A 14,906-nucleotide genomic window follows, 5' to 3' on the forward strand; every position below is an offset into this window, starting at 1 on the left:
ACCGGCCGGCCCAGGCGGCGGGGGGGGGGGCCCCGGCCCCCCCCCCCGGCCCCCTGTGTTTTGGGGCCGCCCCGGGGGGGGGGGGGGGGCCCCCCCCCCCCCGGGGGGGCCCCCCCCCCCCCCCCCCCCCCCCGCCCGCGAAGTCAGCAGGGGCCCTGACACCAACGCCTGGAGCGACTGAATTCGCCGGGGTGGCGCGGAGCCCGGAAGGACAGCCACCCGACCACTTCCGCACGGCGCGACCTTCTGCCAACCTGACATCCACTGCCTTCGATGTCAGGAGTGCCCGTGTCGTTCTCCCGCCGTGCGACAGCCGCCCTCGCCGCGGTCGCCCTGCCCATGGTCACCGCGCTCACCCTCGGCCTGGCCGCCGCACCCGCCCAGGCAGCCACCTCGACCTACACCGCGCTCGGCGACTCGTACGCCTCGGGCACCGGCACCCGGGAGTACTACTCCGACAGCGGCTCGTGCCAACGCTCCCGGCACTCCTACCCGGTCCTGGGCGCCGCCCGGCTCGGCGCCACCCTCACCTTCCCGGCCTGCGCCGGCGCGACGGTCTCCGGCGTGCTGAACGGGCAACTGGGCAGCCTGAACGCCTCGACGACCTACGTCACGGTGACCGCCGGCGGCAACGACATCGGCTGGTCGTCGGTGATCGTGCAGTGCGCGCTGCCCTGGCCCGCCACCTGCTGGTCCCAGATCGACAACGCGGAGAACCAGATCCGCAACATCCTGCCGGGGCGGCTGGACCAGCTCTACTCCCGGATCCAGACCCTCGCCCCCAACGCCCGGGTCGCGGTGGTCGGCTACCCGAGGCTGTTCAACGGCGAGGAGTGCAACCTCATCGCCAGGATCTCCCCCGGCGAACAGGCCGAGCTGAACGCCGCCGCCGACCTGCTCGCGACGACCATCCGGAGCCGAGCGGTCGCCCACGGCTTCACCTTCGCCGACGCCCGGGGCCCGTTCACCGGCCACGCCGTCTGTGACGACGTCGAATGGCTCAACGGCACCTCGAACCCGCTCGGCGAGTCGTACCACCCCAACCGGGCCGGCCACGTCGGGTACGCCGGCATGGTGCAGGCCGCCTTCAGCGGCGCCACGGCCCGGCGGTCCTGACCGCGCGCGACCCCGTCGGACCGAGCACACCGGAGGGCGTCCCGACGCCGCCCGGGCGGCGTCGGGACGCCCTCCGGACCGGCGCTCAGGAGTGCTCGGCTCAGCTGGTGGCGAGGAGCGCCAGGTAGCGGTCCGCGGCGTCGGGCGTCATGAACCAGTCCTGGAAGTCGTTCGGGTCGGAGAATCCGTTGGCGAAGCGACGGGCGATCGTCGGATTGGTGGATGCCGCGCCCAGGATCTGCTGCACGTGCGGCGGCAGCGGCTGGAGCATCGCGTTGGTCCATGCGGTGACCGCCTGCCCGGCGCCCGCCCAGAACCGTTCGAAGGTCTGGGTCATCCACTGCCCGTCGAAGGGCCGGTCACCCCGTTCCAGGATGGATCCGAGGTACGAGTAGGCGCACTTCGCCGCGGTGTTGCTGCCCTGGCCGGTGATCGGATCGTTGGCGACCACGACGTCCGCCATGCCCAGCACGAGGCCACCCGAGGGCAGCTCCGCCACCGGGCGGCGCACGGTCGGGGTGTACCGGCCCGACAGGGTGGCCCGCCCGTCCGTCAGCTCGACGTCGGCGCACCGCTCGTGGATCCAGGGCGTGTACTGCCGCACCAGCTCGAGGGTCAGCTTGAGATGCTCGGCCGGATCGAGCCGCTCCTTCCACAGGTCGAGCGGGCCGTCGGGCACCGCCTCCCAGAAGAGGATCTCGCATGGCCCGGACAGGGTCAGCCCCGGGATGACGAACAGCTCCCCCAGTCCCGGCACCGCGTTGAAGCTGACGTGCGGCACCGGCCACAGCGGGTCCGGCGTCATGCCGTGCACGTAGGCGACGGCGAGCCCTCGCTGGGGCGCGGTGTACACCGACCGTTGCGGGTCCCGGTCGAAGACGCCCACCAGGTCGCCCTTGCCGGCCGCGACGATGGTCAGGTCGTAGCGGCCGAGCCGGGTCAGCCCGTCCAGGTCCGCGGTCGTCACGCCCTGGTAGTGGACGGTGCCGCCGCGCTGCTCGAACAGCTCCAGCCAGGCAGCCATCTTCAGCCGCTGGTCGGTGCTCTGCGCGTAGCGGTCCAAGGGGCAGGGGATGCGCAGCGCGCGTTGGCCGGGCGGGGCCGACAGGGACACGTGCAGCCCTTCGATGCGCGGCGACTGCTCCTGCCACAGGTTCAGCCCGTACTGGCGTTCGGTGTCCAGGGCGGCCGCGAACATGGCCTGTGTGCTCATCACCCAGCCACGCCGGATCTCATCAGGCGTACGGGCCGACATGATGGTGACGTCGTACCCTTCGGCGAGCAGACTCAGGCCGAGCTGCAGCCCGGACTGGCCGGCTCCCACGATAAGAACTCTGCGCATGTGATGCCTCCAGGTATGTGAGCTACCGGACCGCCAGCGCGCCCGGGACCGGGCCGGTGGTACGCGTCATGGTGTGTTCGACGACCGCCAACAGCGCCCTGGCGACCGACGACGGTTCGCGCGCGTCGCAGGTGATCAGCGGGATCTCGGCGGAGAGCGTGAGGGCCTCGCGGACGTCCTCCAGCCGGTGCGTTAGCGCGCCGTCGAACAGGTTGACGCAGACCACGAACGGCACGTCGCTGTCCTGCTCGAAGTAGTTCACCGCCGGGAACGACGCCTCCAGGTTCCGCGTGTCGGCCAGGACCAGCGCGCCGACCGCTCCCCGGCAGAGGTCGTCCCACATCGGCCAGAACCGTGGCTGGCCGGGCGTGCCGAACAGGTAGAGCACCAGGTCCGGGCCGATCGTCAGCCGCCCGAAGTCCATTGCCACGGTGGTGGTCGTCTTGTCGATCCCCGGGTCCAGTCGGTCCACCGTCTCGCTCGCCGCCGTCATCCACGCCTCGGTGTTGATCGGGGGGATCTCCGAGATGGACTGGACGCAGGTCGTCTTGCCGACCCCGAACCCGCCGGCGATGACGATCTTCGCGGAGGTCACCAGGGGGCTGTCAGGCAAGCTGGCGAAGGCCATCGCGCAGTCTCTCCAGGAGGCGGTCGTCGAACGGGGAGGTGTAGGGGTCGGCGTGGATCCGCAGCCGGTCCGTGGCGGCGAGGTCGTCGATGACCACACGGGTCACGCCCAACGACGTGCCGCACACCGCCGAGAGTTCGGCGACGGACCGCATGTTCCTGGCCTGCTCGTAGAGCGTGCGCGCCTCCGGCAGCAGACCGGAGGCGAAGACGGCGTCGTAGTACGGCACCGACACCAGGGTGTGCACCAGCAGGGGCTGCCGGGTGCGGGTGCGCCCGCCGGTCAAGACGTAGGGCCGCACCTTCCAGTACGTGGTGGGCACGTTCGCTCCCTTGGCTGCGGACACTAGCGGGGCGGCTGGCTGGCGGTGAGGCGGTGCAGCTCGTTGCGGATCTGCGGGGTGAGCACGTGCCCGACGGCCCCCACGAACTGCGCCATATGGTAGGAGACGACCCGCAGGTCGCAGCCCGCGGCGGCGGCCACGGTCAGCCCCGCCGACTCGCCGACCCGCATGAACATCAGGTGCCCGCGCGGCAGCCGGACCGTCAGGTACTCCGACGCGCCGAGGTCGAGCAGGTCGGCGCTGCGGTCGGCCATGCTGAGCAGTCCCGCGGTCAACGCGGCGAGCTGGTCACCCAGGTCCCGGGAGATCCCGCGGGAGGCCGCGAGCTGCAGACCGTCGAGGGACACGATCAACGCGTGGGTGACGCCGGGCACCTCGTCGGCGAACTGGCTCACCAGCCACGCGAAGTCCTGATGGCCTGGATGGCCGGCCTGCGGCCCGCCGCCGCTGTTCGGGTAGGTCATGGCAGATGTCCTCGGGGTTGCGTGCTCGTGGGTGCCTGCGCGTCGGCGATTCCGGCCGCGAAGGCCGCCGTCTCGTCCGGCCAGCTGTCACGGTCCGACGGGGACGCCCGTCGCGGTGGCGCTTCGGGCCCCGGCGGCCGGCTTCCGCCGCCGAGCTGCCCGTCCGCGCGCACACTCGCGCGTACGCGTCGGGGAAGGCCACCGCCGGCGGCCGGCTGCCGTGCGGCAGGGCCACGGCTGTCTCCGGTCGGCTGCCCGTGCACGAGCGTCAGGCGCGACGCGGGCGACTGTGCACCGCGGTCGGCCGGCGCCTGCGCCGCTGTCGGACGGGTGCCGTCCTGCGCCGGCGGCCGATCGGTCGTCGACCCCGGACGCTGCGCTTCGAAGGGTGGGGAGGCGGCCGGTCCCGGTCGGGCCGCGGGCGTCATCTCGCACAGCAGCGCCCCGGGAACCAGCACGGTCGCGGTGGTGCCGCCCGAGGGCCGGTTGGTGAGGCTGACCCGCAGCTGGTGGGCGCGGGCGAGGTACGAGACGACGACGAGGCCCAGGTGCGCTGCGGGGTTGACCGCGGCCGGCGCGGACGCGTTGCCGGCGAGCATGGCGTTGAGCGCCCCGAGCTGGTCGGGCTTGACGCCGACGCCGGCGTCCTCGAGGCGGAGCAGCACACCGCCGGCCTCCGTGACGTACGCGGAGACGATCACCGAGGAGGTGGGCGGTGAGAAGCGGGTCGCGTTGTCCAGCAGTTCGGTGAGCACCCGGATCACGTCGTCGGCGGCGAACTCCACGATCCCGAGGCTCACCACGTGCCCGACCCGGATCCGGGGGTAGTGCTCGACTGCCGAGCTCGCGGCCCGGATCACGTCCACCAGCGCGACCTTCTGCGGGTCGGCGTCCTCGACGCGTCGACCCAACAGGACCTGCAAGTTCTCCGCGTGGCGGCGGATACGGGTGTTCGCGTGGTCGATGCGGTAGAGCCTCTCGAGCCGCTCCGGATCCTGCTCGTCGGCCTCCACGGCCTCGAGGTGGCTGCCCATCTGGTACGCCGAGGCGAGGATGCGCAGCGCGAACTGCTCGCAGATCGCCGGCCACAGGTTCTCCACCTGCTCCGGTGTGGACGACGGTCGCTGCGGTGGCGGCGCCTCCTCCCGGGCGAGCGCCCACTGCGCGACCGTCGGGTCCAGCCAGCGAGCCATCCGCTGCCGCCAGGTCACCCGACGAGGGCTGCCGGGATGCGGTGTTGTCATTACGTCGTGTTTCACGAACTTCCCGACCTATCGGTTTTCACGCGTTCTGACACGATGCAGCAGTCAACCATCGTCTTCGGCCGATCGCAACGTTCGCGAGGGAAGTTGGGGAGGTTTTCACATTCGACGACACGGGGCCACCCCGCCGCCCTGCATCGGTCCACTGTCTAGAGCGGCGGCGCGGCCACCAACGTCACAGCGGGGCCGCCTGGCGTACCGGCCCGCGCCGGTTCCGTGTCGTCGGCGGCGCCCCGGCCACCCGCGCCGCAGCCCGCCCGCCGCAGGGCACGCCTCCCCGCCCGGCCGTGCCGGTTGCCGCGGCGGGACGTGGCGGGATCAGCCGGCGGAGTGGGCGTGGCGGGTGGCCCTCTCGGCCAGCCACAGCCACCGGCGCTGCACGTCGCCACTGGTGGCGGCGACCATCGCCAGGGCGTCCTCGCGGACCGCGCCGAGGGCGCCCGCCGTCGCCGAGTGGTCGTCCAGCACCGCCGCCCCGTCGCGGAACGCCTCCGCCTCGGCCGCGCCGCCGAAGCGGGGAGCGACCTCGTCGCGCCAGAAGTCCGCCCAGGCCAGGTCGGGGTTCCAGGTGAAGCGGGCGTACGCCAGGTAGCTGATCTCGTTGGTCGGGTGGTAGGCCGACGCCTCCGCGAAGATGGTCAGCCCGCGCATCCCCGCGCCGCCGGCCCGGGTGCCCATGTCGGCGTACATCTCGGGCACCCAGGAGTGCCGCTGCCGGTTCCACTGGGAGCCGGCGTGGGTGCGCAGCACGTTGGTGGTGTGCGGGAGCTGGTCGACGTGCGCCGCGGTGAGCCGGTGCCGGTTCTCGTACCAGAAGCCCCGGTTGACGCAGTACTGGTAGGCCACGTCGTCGGGCAGCTCGGCCAGGGGCTGCTGCGCGTCGAGGTCGAAGATGTTGTCCCAGTAGACCTCGACCAGGTGCCGCAGCGGCACCCCCGCCGGGCCCGTGCGGCGGGCGGTCTCCAGGAGGGTGGGGTAGACCGACCGCATCGCCTCGTACGACCAGGAGGTGCGCTCGCCGCCCGTGCGGGCCGCGCAGCGGTCGCAGGCGCAGCTGCCGTAGTCGCCGGTCTCGAAGTTGATGCCCCCGACGGGCAGGGTGTCCAGCAGCCAGTCGACGGCGTCCCGGTGCCAGGCGAGGTTGTCCGGCTGCGAGGGGCAGGCGGCCATCATGTACTCGCTGGCCGGGAAGTGCAGGTCGCCGAAGTCGTCGATGTCGAAGCCGACCTTCTTCGGCAGCTCGGCGGCCAGGTCGGGTCGTTGGCGCAGCCAGGTGGCGAGGTTGTAGCGGTGCCGGCCGTCGAAGTAGATGCCGCCGTAGGCGTTCACACCGATGCCGGCGATGATGCGCACGCCCCGGGCGTTGGCGTACTCGCACAGCTCGCGGGCCGCCTCGACGCCGCCGTGGGCGTCGCGCAGCAGCCCGTAGACCACGATGCCACCGATCCGCTCGCGGCTGCAGAAGTCGACCAGCCGGCGATAGTCGGCGCCGAACGCGTCGGCGGACTTGGCGTACGGGTTGAGCGCGCCGATCTCCTGCTGGCCGAGCTGGCGCAGGTCCCAGTTGGTCGAGTGGTCCCAGGTCCACAGCGTCCGCAGCGGCATCCCGGGCGCTCCGGCGCGCACGCCCAGGGGAAGACCGGCCGGTGTGGCCAGGGCGGTCAGCTCCCGGGCGGCGTAGATCAGGCCCGCGAAGGGGTCGCCGGTCAGCCGGATGTCGCCCTGCTCGGGCACCTCGATGCGGTAGCCGCCCTCGGGCAGGGCGGGGTCGACGTCGAGGTGGACCGGCACTCCCTCGGGGGTCTCCCCCCAGGTCTCGGCCAGCAGCCGGGCGGCGTACGGCGCGGACGCGACGCCCTCGACACGGATTCCGGTGATCTGGCGGTACGGCGACATCATGACCTTCCGTGGGGTGGCGGGACGGCGGCCAGGTAGTCGGCCACCTCGATGGCCGTCCACACCCCGTGCCGCCAGTAGGGATCCTCTTCGCAGAGGGCGCGGGCGGCGCCGGCGTCGGCGGCCCGCAGGACGAGGACGGAGGCGCCCAGGTCGGCCCGTGCCCCGGCGAGCAGGGCGGTGCCGTCGGCGAGCAGGGCCTCGACGCGGGCGAGGTGCGCCTGACGGTGGGGTTCGCGCCGGACGGCGGCGTCGGCGGCGAACGCGGCGGTGACCAGGAAGGCCGGTTCGAACCTCACACGCCACCGCCGATCTCGTCGAACAGCCGCTGCATCTCCACCCGGTAGACCGTCTGCGGCCGGCCCGCGCCGGTGCTGACGTGCACGCCGATCTCCTCGGCGTAGCCCGCGGCGCGCAGGGAGTTGAGCAGTCGCCGCGCCGAGCGGACCTCCACCCCGTACGCGTCGGCCAGGCCGCGCGCGGTCACCTCGTTCGGGTCCGTCTGACGCAGCGCCTCCAGCAGCCGGCGGGTCGACAGCGGCCCGAGCCGCAGTTGCTCGGAGATGCGCAGCACCCCGGAGGCGGTCTCGCGCAGCCGTTGCTTGACCGGGCTCTCGCGGCTGGAGTAGATCTCCCCGTCGGGGAAGACCACATGGGTGTCGCCGCTGCCACGGCCGAGCGCCAGCGCCTTGCGGGCGTTGTCCTCGGCGGCGGCGATGGTGGTGCCGGCGCCGAAGCCGACGGTGTGCTCGACGTCGACGCCGCGCAGGGTCAGCAGGGTCGCGTGGCCGGAGCGCTGCCGGGCGATGGCGCTCTCCACGGTGCCCCGGGTGGTGGTGATCAGCAGCGTCCGGTCGTCGATCGTGCTCAGCCTGCCCCGCATCCGCTCGGCGTGTTCCAGCAGCGCCTCGCGCAGCCGCAGCCGCTGGCGTTCCACCTGGTACGGGTCGTTCCCGCGGCCGGCCTGCTCGGCCACCTCGATCATCATCACCGCGATCTGGGTGGCCCGGGACTGGCGGATCTCCGCAGCGAGCCAGGCCCTGCGCAGGGCGTCGCGGACCGAGGCGCGGGTGTGCTCGACACGCCAGACCGGCACCCCGCTCTCGCGCAGGTCACGGTGGACCGCCCCGAGGCAGGTCAGGCACGCCTCGACGGCGCCGGAGGCATACCGTTCGCGGTGGAAGGCGACGATCTCGTCGAGGCCGGAGAAGAGCAGGCCCGAGGAGTCGGCGATGGGCAGGATCTCGGTGGGCGGGGTCAGCTCGATGTCGTGGTAGGTCTCCCGGACGATGTCGGCCTCGATGGTGTCCACGCTGACCGTCGGCAGCCGTCCACCGTTGGCCAGCAGCATCCGCGACAGCGTCCGGTAGAGGTCGATGCCTGCGTGCGGCATGTAGTCGATCTCCGCGCGCAGGCCGCCCGCGGAGGCCGCGAAGGCGTGCGGGATGCGCCCGGTGAAGAGCAGCACCTGGCACAGTTCGTCGAGTTCGCGGGCCAGCTCGGGTGCCTGTTCGGGTCGGGTGTAGGCGCGGGCGGTGAGGTCCCCGGCGCGTCCCTCGCCGGCGGAGACCTCCTGCACGAGCCGGATCGAGTCCTCCGGTCCGATGATGCCGATCACCTTGTCGCCTCCACGTCGTCGCCGCCCTCGGGGGTGGCTGCTCAGCCGGTGTGGACGGTGCCCACGACACCGTCACTGACCGGCGATGCCAGCAGGACCAGCGTGGACGCGACGTCCTCCGGCCGACCAAGGGCGGCCTCGATCTCCGCGACCCGGTCCCCGTCCGCGCCGTTGGCCCGCGCCTCGGCCAACGACCTGCGCATCAGCGGAGTGTCGATGTCGCCGGGGCAGAGCGCGTGCACACGAATCCCGTGTGGACGGAGTTGCCGGGCCAGGGTGAGCGCCAGGCCGTGCAGCCCTCCCTTGCTCGCGCCGTAGGGTACCGAGCCCGATCCGTTCTGTACGCCCGCCTTGGACCCGACGAGCACGAGGACACCCGAGCGGCCGGTGAGGTGTCGCGCGGCGTGCTTGGCGACGAGGAACGGTCCGGTCAGGTTGACGGCGATCACCTCGGCCCAGAGCTCGGCGGTGACCTCCCGGACGTCCAGGCCCTGCCCGCGCATGACGCCCGCCACGTGCAGCACGGCGTCGATCCCGCCGAGGTCGGCGGCGACGCCGTCGAGAGCGGCGGCGACCTCGGCCTCGACGGTCACGTCGACCCGCCGGGCACAGGCGCTCGCCCCGCCGTCGCGGGCCTGCTCGGCGGCTCTGGCCGCGCCGTCGCCGTCGGCGTCCAGCACGGCCACCGACGCGCCGGCGTCAGCCGCGGCCCGCACGGTGGCCAGGCCGATGCCGGAGGCGCCGCCGACGACGACCACCCGCCGGCCGGCCAGCAGCCCGGCCGGCGGGATGTCGACGGTCACGGACGGACCGTCCGGCGCACCGCCGCGACCACGTCGGCGGCCTCGGGCACCACCGCGGCCTGCAGGGCCGGGGCGGCGGGCATCGGCACGTCCGGAGCGGCCACCCGGGCGACGGGGGCGCGCAGGTCGGCGAAGCACTCCGCGGCGGCCCGGGCGGCGATCTCCGCGCCGAACCCGCCGGTCAGGTTCGCCTCGTGGGCGACGACCAGACGGCCCGTGCGCGCCACCGAGGCGGCGACGGTGTCGAAGTCGAGCGGGTTGAGCCAGCGCAGGTCGATCACCTCGGCCTCGATGCCCTCCTCGGCCAGCTGACCCGCCGCGTCGACGGCGGCGGCGACCATCCGGGACCAGGCGACCACGGTGACGTCGCCGCCGGGCCGGACCACCCGGGCGCCGCCGACGGGCTCGACCGGGGCGTCGGTGCGCACGGGCCCGCGCGTCGGGTAGAGCATCCGCGCCTCGGCGACGACCACCGGATCGTCGCTGACCACCGCGGTGCGCAGCATCTGGTACGCGTCGTCGGGGGTGGCCGGCAGCGCGACCCGCAGGCCCGGGGTGTGCGCGAAGTACGCCTCCGGCGAGTGGGAGTGCTGGGCGCAGGCGCCGGGCGAGTAGCCCTGCTGCATCCGGATCACCAGCGGGGCCTTCCACCGGCCGTTGCTGGAGTAGTGGACGGTGGAGATCTGGTTGACGAACTGGTCCATCGCCACGAACGAGAAGTCGGCGTACATGATCTCGGCGATCGGGCGCAGGCCGGTCATCGCCGCCCCGAGGGCCATGCCGAGGAAGCCGGTCTCGGAGATCGGGGTGTCGAAGATGCGGGCGGAGCCGAACCGCTTGTGCAGCCCCTTGGTGGCGCCGAACGGCCCGCCGGGCAGGGCGACGTCCTCGCCGAAGTAGACGGTGTCGTCGCGGCTGTCCAGGGCCCAGGTGAGCGCGGCGTTGACGGCCTGGATGTAGCGCAGGGACTCAGACATGGACGTGCTCCTTGGCGGTCGCCGGGTCCGGGAACGGCACGGCGCGGGCGGCGGTGACGGCGGCCTCGACCTCGGCGGCCACCTCGGCGTCGATGGCGTCGAGCCGGGCGGCGAGCGCGGGGTCGGCGGCCTGCCGGATCCGGGCCAGGGGCTCGCGTGTGCGGGCGACGGCGATCTCGCCGGCCGGCCGGTAGTGCTGCACGTCGCCGCTGTAGTGACCGACCAGCCGTTCGGTCATGGCCTCCACGATGGAGGGTCCGGAGCCCTCGCGGGCCCGGGTGACGGCCTCGGTGACGGCCTCGGCCACGGCGTCGGCGTCGTTGCCGTCGACGACCCGGCCGGGAACGCCGTAGCCGGCGGCGCGCTCGGCGAGCTGACGGACGCGGACCATGTCCTCGATCCGGGACATCTCGGAGTAGACGTTGTTCTCCACGACCAGCACCAGCGGCAGGTCCAGCACGGCGGCCAGGTTGATCGCCTCGTGGACGTTGCCCTGGTTCATCGCCCCGTCGCCGATGCTGACCAGCGAGACCGCGCCGCTGCCGGTGCGCTGCGCGGTGAGCGCGGCACCGGCGGCGACCGGCACTCCGGCGCCGACGATGGAGTTCTCCCCCACGAACCACCGGCTCGGGTCGGACAGGTACGGCGAGGCGGCCCGACCGCCGCAGAGGGCGGAGTCGCGTCCCATCATCTCGGCGAAGAGCCCGGCCAGGTCCACGCCCCGGGCGACCGCCCAGCCGTGGCCGCGGTAGGTCGCGGTCACGTGGTCGCCGTCGCGTAGCGCCCGGCAGGCGCCGACCGGGATCGCCTCCTGGCCGTTGCACAGGTGGATCGAGCCCGGGATCTCGCCGTCGTCCTTGAGGGCGGCCAGCCGCTCCTCGAACCGGCGGATCCGGGCCATGAGCCGATAGTCGTCCGGCAGACCCATCACACCCCCAGTAGCAGTTAGAGCCTTATTGCGGCTCGTTCGCCACGAAGCCTAGACCAGCTTCGTAAGGCTATGGAAGAGTGCACTAGCAAGTTTCTGGCCGTTATTGGTCTCTAATTTGGGGGCAGGTATGGAGATCACCGCCGTCGAGTCGGTGGTGCTGGGCGACGCGCACTTCGTCCAGCTGCACACGTCGGACGGGCTGGTCGGCGTCGGCCAGTCCGCCTGCTGGGGCTATCCCGCGGCGGTGCACGCCGTGGTGGAGGCGTTCCGCCCCCATCTGCTCGGCGCCGACCCCGGCCGCATCGAGCACCACTGGCACCACCTCTACCGGATGGGCCCGTTCCGGGGCTCGGTGCTCTCCGCCGCCGTCTCCGCGGTGGACATCGCCCTGTGGGACCTGCTCGGCAAGCGTCTCGGGGTCCCGGTCTGGCAGTTGCTGGGCGGCCGGGTACGCGAGCGCATCCGCCTGCACCTGCTGCTGTCGGGCACCGGCGCGGACGCGCTGGCGGCACAGGCGGCGGCGGCCGTGGCCGACGGCTTCACCGCGGTCAAGTTCGATCCGCTGCCGGCCGACTACGCCGACCTGTCGCTGGCCCGGCTGGTCATGTCCACCGAGGCCACCACGGCCGCGGTCCGCGACACCGTCGGCCCCGACGTCGACCTTCTCGTCGAACTGCACCGCAAGCTCACCCCGTTGCAGGCGGAGGCGGTCGTTCCCGCGCTGGCCCGGCACCTGCCGTTGCTGGTGGAGGACCCGATCCAGATCGACAGCGTCAGCAGCCAGGCCGACGTCGCCCGGCGGGCCCTCGGCGTGCCCATGGCCAACGGGGAGCGGCTGCACACCATCTGGGAGTTCAAGGAGCTGCTCGCCCAGGGCGGCGCCCAGTACGTCCGCCCCGACCTGGGACTCGCCGGCGGCATCAGCCACGCCCGCAAGATCGCCGCGCTGGCCGAGGCGCACCACGCCGCCGTCGTCAGCCACAACTGCCTCGGCCCGCTGCTGACGATGGCCTCGGTGCACCTGGACACCGCCATCCCCAACTTCGTGGTGCAGGAGTACTCCCCCCTCGACGACCAGCTGGCCGACGGCCCGGCGCGGGCCTGCGTGCGGCGCGAGGGCGGCTTCCTGCCGGTGCCCGAGGAGCCCGGGCTCGGCGTGACCCTGGACCTCGCCGACGCCGCGCCGCTGGATCTGACCGGCCGGCCCCTGCACCGCATTCCGCTGCGCGCGGACGGCTCCGTCGCCTACGCGGTCTGAGCACGCGCGACGGTTGCCCGGCCGGCGGGGCCGCCGGGCAACCGTCGTACGGACCGCCACCCTCACGTCGGCGGCGGCCGGCCAGCGTGGTGGAAGACCGGGTGCGCCCACAGCGGCTCGCCGTCGGCGTCGGCGATCTCGGCGAACAGGTGCGCCAGTGACCGCGTCCACCGTGCCTGCACGGCGGAGGCCTCGGTGACCCGGCGCGCCCTCGGGTAGCCGTCGCGGGTCCGCAGCACACAGATCAGCAGCAGTCCGTGCCGGTAGATGTGGTAGTCGTAGACGCCGGCCTCGTCCAGCAACGCCGACATCTCCGGCCAGATCTCGGCGTGCCGGCGCTCGTACTCCCGCTCGGCGCCGGGACGCAGCCGGTAGAGGTGACACAGTTGCGCCCCGGGGCCGGCGGCACCGGGACCGGCCGCCGGCCCGGTACCGCCGGGAGCGGGACCAGGGCCGGCGGGGCCGCTTGCCGGCGGGCTCACTTGCCGGAGCCGGCGAGCGCGCCGGAGACGAGCTGGCGCTGGAAGACCAGGTAGATGATCAGCACCGGCAGCAGGGCGACGATCAGACCGGCGCTGACCAGCGGCACCGACACGTCGTACTGGCCGCTGAGCAGGGAGACGCCGACCATCAGGGTCTTGCTGTCCGAGCCGCCCATGATGACCAGGGGCAGCAGCAGGTCGTTCCACATCCAGACGAAGTTGAAGATGGCCAGCGCCGCCAGTGCCGGCGCGGCGATCGGCGCCAGCAGCCGGAACAGGATGGTGAAGTGGCCCGCGCCGTCGACCCGGGCCGCCTCGATCAGCTCGTCGGGCACCTGCTGGAAGTAGCCGGCCAGCTGGTACGTGCCCAGCGGCAGTCCGAACGCCGCGTACGCCAGGATCAGCCCCTGGTACTCCCCGGACATGCCCAGGTCGAGCACGGTCTGGTAGAGCGGGTAGATGATCGCCTGACCGGGGATGGTCAGGGTGATGATGATCAGCAGGAAGACCACCTTGCCACCGCGGAAGCGCAGCTTCGTCACCGCGTACGCGACCAGCAGCGCGGCGAGCACCGACAGCACCAGCCCGCCCAGGGTGGTGATCAGCGAGTTGAGCAGCAGCCGGGGCATGTCCATCCGGCGGAACGCCTCGAGGTAGTTGTCGAGGGTGATCCCGCTCGGCAGGCCCAGCGGGTCCTGGGCGAAGCCCGTCTGCGTCTTCAGCGAGCTGACCACCGTGAACAGCAGCGGGTAGACCGCCGCGACCGCGACGACGACCAGCGCGAACGTGAGCAGGTAGCGCCCGGCCCGGGCGAAGTGGCGCTGGTTCATCGCGGCTTCCTGGTCCCCTCTGTGAACATGTGCCGCACGCTGAAGACGGAGAGCACGGCGACGAAGACGAACAGCGCGATGCCGATGGCGGAGCCGTAGCCCCGGTCCAGGAACTGGAAGGTGGTCAGGAAGACCAGGTACTCCGGCAGCATCGTGGCGTCGCCCGGACCGCCCTGCGTCAGGGCGTAGATCAGTGGGAAGAGCCAGATCAGGACGCCGGAGGCGCACAGCACGCTCCAGTACGCCACGGTGGGCCGCAGCATCGGCACCACCACGGAGATCAGCCGCCGCCAGAATCCCGCGCCGTCGAGGTAGGCCGCCTCGAGGGTCTCCTCGGGGATGGTGGCCAGCCCGGCCAGGTAGGTCATCACGCCCAGGCCGAAGAGGCTCCACAGTGCGACCGCGACCAGTGCGAACAGCGCGCTGTAGCGGCCGTTGAGCCACTGGATCGCCAGCGGTTCGAGGCCGACCGTACGCAGCAGCGCGTTCAGCGGTCCGTCCGGGGCGAGGATCTGCCGGAACATGATCCCGACGACGATCGGGGCGATCGTGTACGGGATGAAGTAGACGGCCCGGAAGAACTTCCAGCCCGGTGACCGCTGGTGGATCAGCAGTGCCAGCACCAGTGGCAGCACGATCCACACCGGCAGGGTGGCCACCACCAGCAGGGCGTTGCGGAAGCTGGTGAGCACCATCGGGTCGTCGAGCATGCGGGTGTAGTTGTCGGCCCCGGCGAACGAGCTGCCACCGAACCCGCTGGACGACTCGGTGCTGGTGATCACTCCCCGGACCAGGGGCACCAGCTTGAACGTCACGGCCAGGACCAGCGCGGGCAGCACCAGCACGGCGCCCAGCCACCACTCTCGAGCCCGGCCGGGGCGCGGGGGCCGCCGGGCGGGTCGGGTCGGCTTGTCGGCGGCCACCGGCTCCGGCACCGGCGCGGTGGAGATCGTCAT

16 protein-coding genes are annotated in these 14,906 nt (G+C 72.7%); 2 read left to right on the forward strand and 14 right to left on the reverse strand.

What is annotated here, in order from left to right:
• Nucleotides 1–288: 288 nt before the first annotated feature.
• On the forward strand, nt 289–1,116 hold the full coding sequence (locus tag AB0G08_RS16310) for an SGNH/GDSL hydrolase family protein (RefSeq protein ID WP_358088036.1): 828 nt from the start codon (nt 289–291) through the stop codon (nt 1,114–1,116).
• Between the two features lie 100 nt (nt 1,117–1,216).
• Here AB0G08_RS16310 and AB0G08_RS16315 read toward each other — a convergent pair whose 3' ends face one another.
• The 11 genes from AB0G08_RS16315 to AB0G08_RS16365 all read right to left on the reverse strand — a co-directional run bounded on the left by AB0G08_RS16315 (nt 1,217) and on the right by AB0G08_RS16365 (nt 11,377).
• On the reverse strand, nt 1,217–2,458 hold the full coding sequence (locus AB0G08_RS16315; protein WP_358088039.1) for a styrene monooxygenase/indole monooxygenase family protein: 1,242 nt from the start codon (nt 2,456–2,458) through the stop codon (nt 1,217–1,219).
• Nucleotides 2,459–2,480: 22 nt separating this feature from the next.
• Entirely contained in the window at nt 2,481–3,071 is a 591-nt protein-coding gene (locus AB0G08_RS16320; RefSeq protein WP_358088042.1) for an ATP/GTP-binding protein, read from the reverse strand.
• On the reverse strand, nt 3,064–3,408 hold the full coding sequence (locus AB0G08_RS16325; protein ID WP_357871150.1) for a DUF742 domain-containing protein: 345 nt from the start codon (nt 3,406–3,408) through the stop codon (nt 3,064–3,066). The genes AB0G08_RS16320 and AB0G08_RS16325 overlap by 8 nt, the downstream gene beginning before the upstream one ends.
• 23 nt (nt 3,409–3,431) lie before the next feature.
• Nucleotides 3,432–3,893: a roadblock/LC7 domain-containing protein gene (locus tag AB0G08_RS16330; protein ID WP_358088044.1), complete on the reverse strand. Its 462-nt coding sequence runs from the start codon at nt 3,891–3,893 to the stop codon at nt 3,432–3,434.
• On the reverse strand, nt 3,890–5,137 hold the full coding sequence (locus tag AB0G08_RS16335; RefSeq protein ID WP_358088047.1) for an ATP-binding protein: 1,248 nt from the start codon (nt 5,135–5,137) through the stop codon (nt 3,890–3,892). The genes AB0G08_RS16330 and AB0G08_RS16335 overlap by 4 nt, the downstream gene beginning before the upstream one ends.
• Before the next feature lie 336 nt (nt 5,138–5,473).
• Entirely contained in the window at nt 5,474–7,051 is a 1,578-nt protein-coding gene (locus AB0G08_RS16340) for a hypothetical protein (RefSeq protein ID WP_358088050.1), read from the reverse strand.
• Complete coding sequence (locus tag AB0G08_RS16345; protein ID WP_358088053.1) at nt 7,051–7,350, reverse strand: YciI family protein; 300 nt, start codon at nt 7,348–7,350, stop codon at nt 7,051–7,053. The genes AB0G08_RS16340 and AB0G08_RS16345 overlap by 1 nt, the downstream gene beginning before the upstream one ends.
• Entirely contained in the window at nt 7,347–8,669 is a 1,323-nt protein-coding gene (locus AB0G08_RS16350) for a hypothetical protein (protein WP_358088056.1), read from the reverse strand. The genes AB0G08_RS16345 and AB0G08_RS16350 overlap by 4 nt, the downstream gene beginning before the upstream one ends.
• Nucleotides 8,670–8,710: 41 nt before the next feature.
• Nucleotides 8,711–9,472, reverse strand: coding sequence for an SDR family oxidoreductase (locus AB0G08_RS16355; protein WP_358088058.1), 762 nt, complete (start codon nt 9,470–9,472; stop codon nt 8,711–8,713).
• Nucleotides 9,469–10,449 (reverse strand): transketolase C-terminal domain-containing protein, encoded by a 981-nt coding sequence (locus tag AB0G08_RS16360; RefSeq protein WP_358088061.1) that lies wholly within the window; start codon nt 10,447–10,449, stop codon nt 9,469–9,471. The genes AB0G08_RS16355 and AB0G08_RS16360 overlap by 4 nt, the downstream gene beginning before the upstream one ends.
• Nucleotides 10,442–11,377: a thiamine pyrophosphate-dependent dehydrogenase E1 component subunit alpha gene (locus tag AB0G08_RS16365; RefSeq protein WP_358088064.1), complete on the reverse strand. Its 936-nt coding sequence runs from the start codon at nt 11,375–11,377 to the stop codon at nt 10,442–10,444. The genes AB0G08_RS16360 and AB0G08_RS16365 overlap by 8 nt, the downstream gene beginning before the upstream one ends.
• Nucleotides 11,378–11,507: 130 nt before the next feature.
• Here AB0G08_RS16365 and AB0G08_RS16370 point away from each other — a divergent pair, with 130 nt between their 5' ends.
• A complete protein-coding gene (locus tag AB0G08_RS16370; RefSeq protein ID WP_358088067.1) occupies nt 11,508–12,638 on the forward strand; it encodes a mandelate racemase/muconate lactonizing enzyme family protein in 1,131 nt (376 codons plus the stop codon).
• Between the two features lie 62 nt (nt 12,639–12,700).
• Here the strand turns inward: AB0G08_RS16370 and AB0G08_RS16375 are convergent, their stop codons facing one another.
• The 3 genes from AB0G08_RS16375 to AB0G08_RS16385 are packed head-to-tail and all read right to left on the reverse strand — an operon-like array spanning nt 12,701 to nt 14,906.
• On the reverse strand, nt 12,701–13,120 hold the full coding sequence (locus AB0G08_RS16375) for an L-rhamnose mutarotase (protein ID WP_358088070.1): 420 nt from the start codon (nt 13,118–13,120) through the stop codon (nt 12,701–12,703).
• Nucleotides 13,117–13,950: a carbohydrate ABC transporter permease gene (locus AB0G08_RS16380; RefSeq protein ID WP_358088073.1), complete on the reverse strand. Its 834-nt coding sequence runs from the start codon at nt 13,948–13,950 to the stop codon at nt 13,117–13,119. Before AB0G08_RS16380 ends, AB0G08_RS16375 begins: the two co-directional genes overlap by 4 nt.
• Nucleotides 13,947–14,906, reverse strand: a complete 960-nt coding sequence (locus AB0G08_RS16385; RefSeq protein ID WP_358088076.1) for a sugar ABC transporter permease — start codon at nt 14,904–14,906, stop codon at nt 13,947–13,949. The genes AB0G08_RS16380 and AB0G08_RS16385 overlap by 4 nt, the downstream gene beginning before the upstream one ends.

Source organism: Micromonospora sp. NPDC023644, assembly GCF_040640115.1.
Lineage (GTDB): Bacteria > Actinomycetota > Actinomycetes > Mycobacteriales > Micromonosporaceae > Micromonospora.

What these genes read in the sequence shown, in the direction of transcription:
- AB0G08_RS16315 (WP_358088039.1), bottom strand. Translation starts at nt 2,458, where the DNA reads ATGCGCAGAGTTCTTATCGTGGGAGCCGGCCAGTCCGGGCTGCAGCTC.
- AB0G08_RS16330 (WP_358088044.1), bottom strand. Translation starts at nt 3,893, where the DNA reads ATGACCTACCCGAACAGCGGCGGCGGGCCGCAGGCCGGCCATCCAGGC.
- AB0G08_RS16335 (WP_358088047.1), bottom strand. Translation starts at nt 5,137, where the DNA reads ATGACAACACCGCATCCCGGCAGCCCTCGTCGGGTGACCTGGCGGCAG.
- AB0G08_RS16340 (WP_358088050.1), bottom strand. Translation starts at nt 7,051, where the DNA reads ATGTCGCCGTACCGCCAGATCACCGGAATCCGTGTCGAGGGCGTCGCG.
- AB0G08_RS16360 (WP_358088061.1), bottom strand. Translation starts at nt 10,449, where the DNA reads ATGTCTGAGTCCCTGCGCTACATCCAGGCCGTCAACGCCGCGCTCACC.
- AB0G08_RS16365 (WP_358088064.1), bottom strand. Translation starts at nt 11,377, where the DNA reads ATGGGTCTGCCGGACGACTATCGGCTCATGGCCCGGATCCGCCGGTTC.
- AB0G08_RS16370 (WP_358088067.1), top strand. Translation starts at nt 11,508, where the DNA reads ATGGAGATCACCGCCGTCGAGTCGGTGGTGCTGGGCGACGCGCACTTC.
- AB0G08_RS16380 (WP_358088073.1), bottom strand. Translation starts at nt 13,950, where the DNA reads ATGAACCAGCGCCACTTCGCCCGGGCCGGGCGCTACCTGCTCACGTTC.
- AB0G08_RS16385 (WP_358088076.1), bottom strand. Translation starts at nt 14,906, where the DNA reads ATGACGATCTCCACCGCGCCGGTGCCGGAGCCGGTGGCCGCCGACAAG.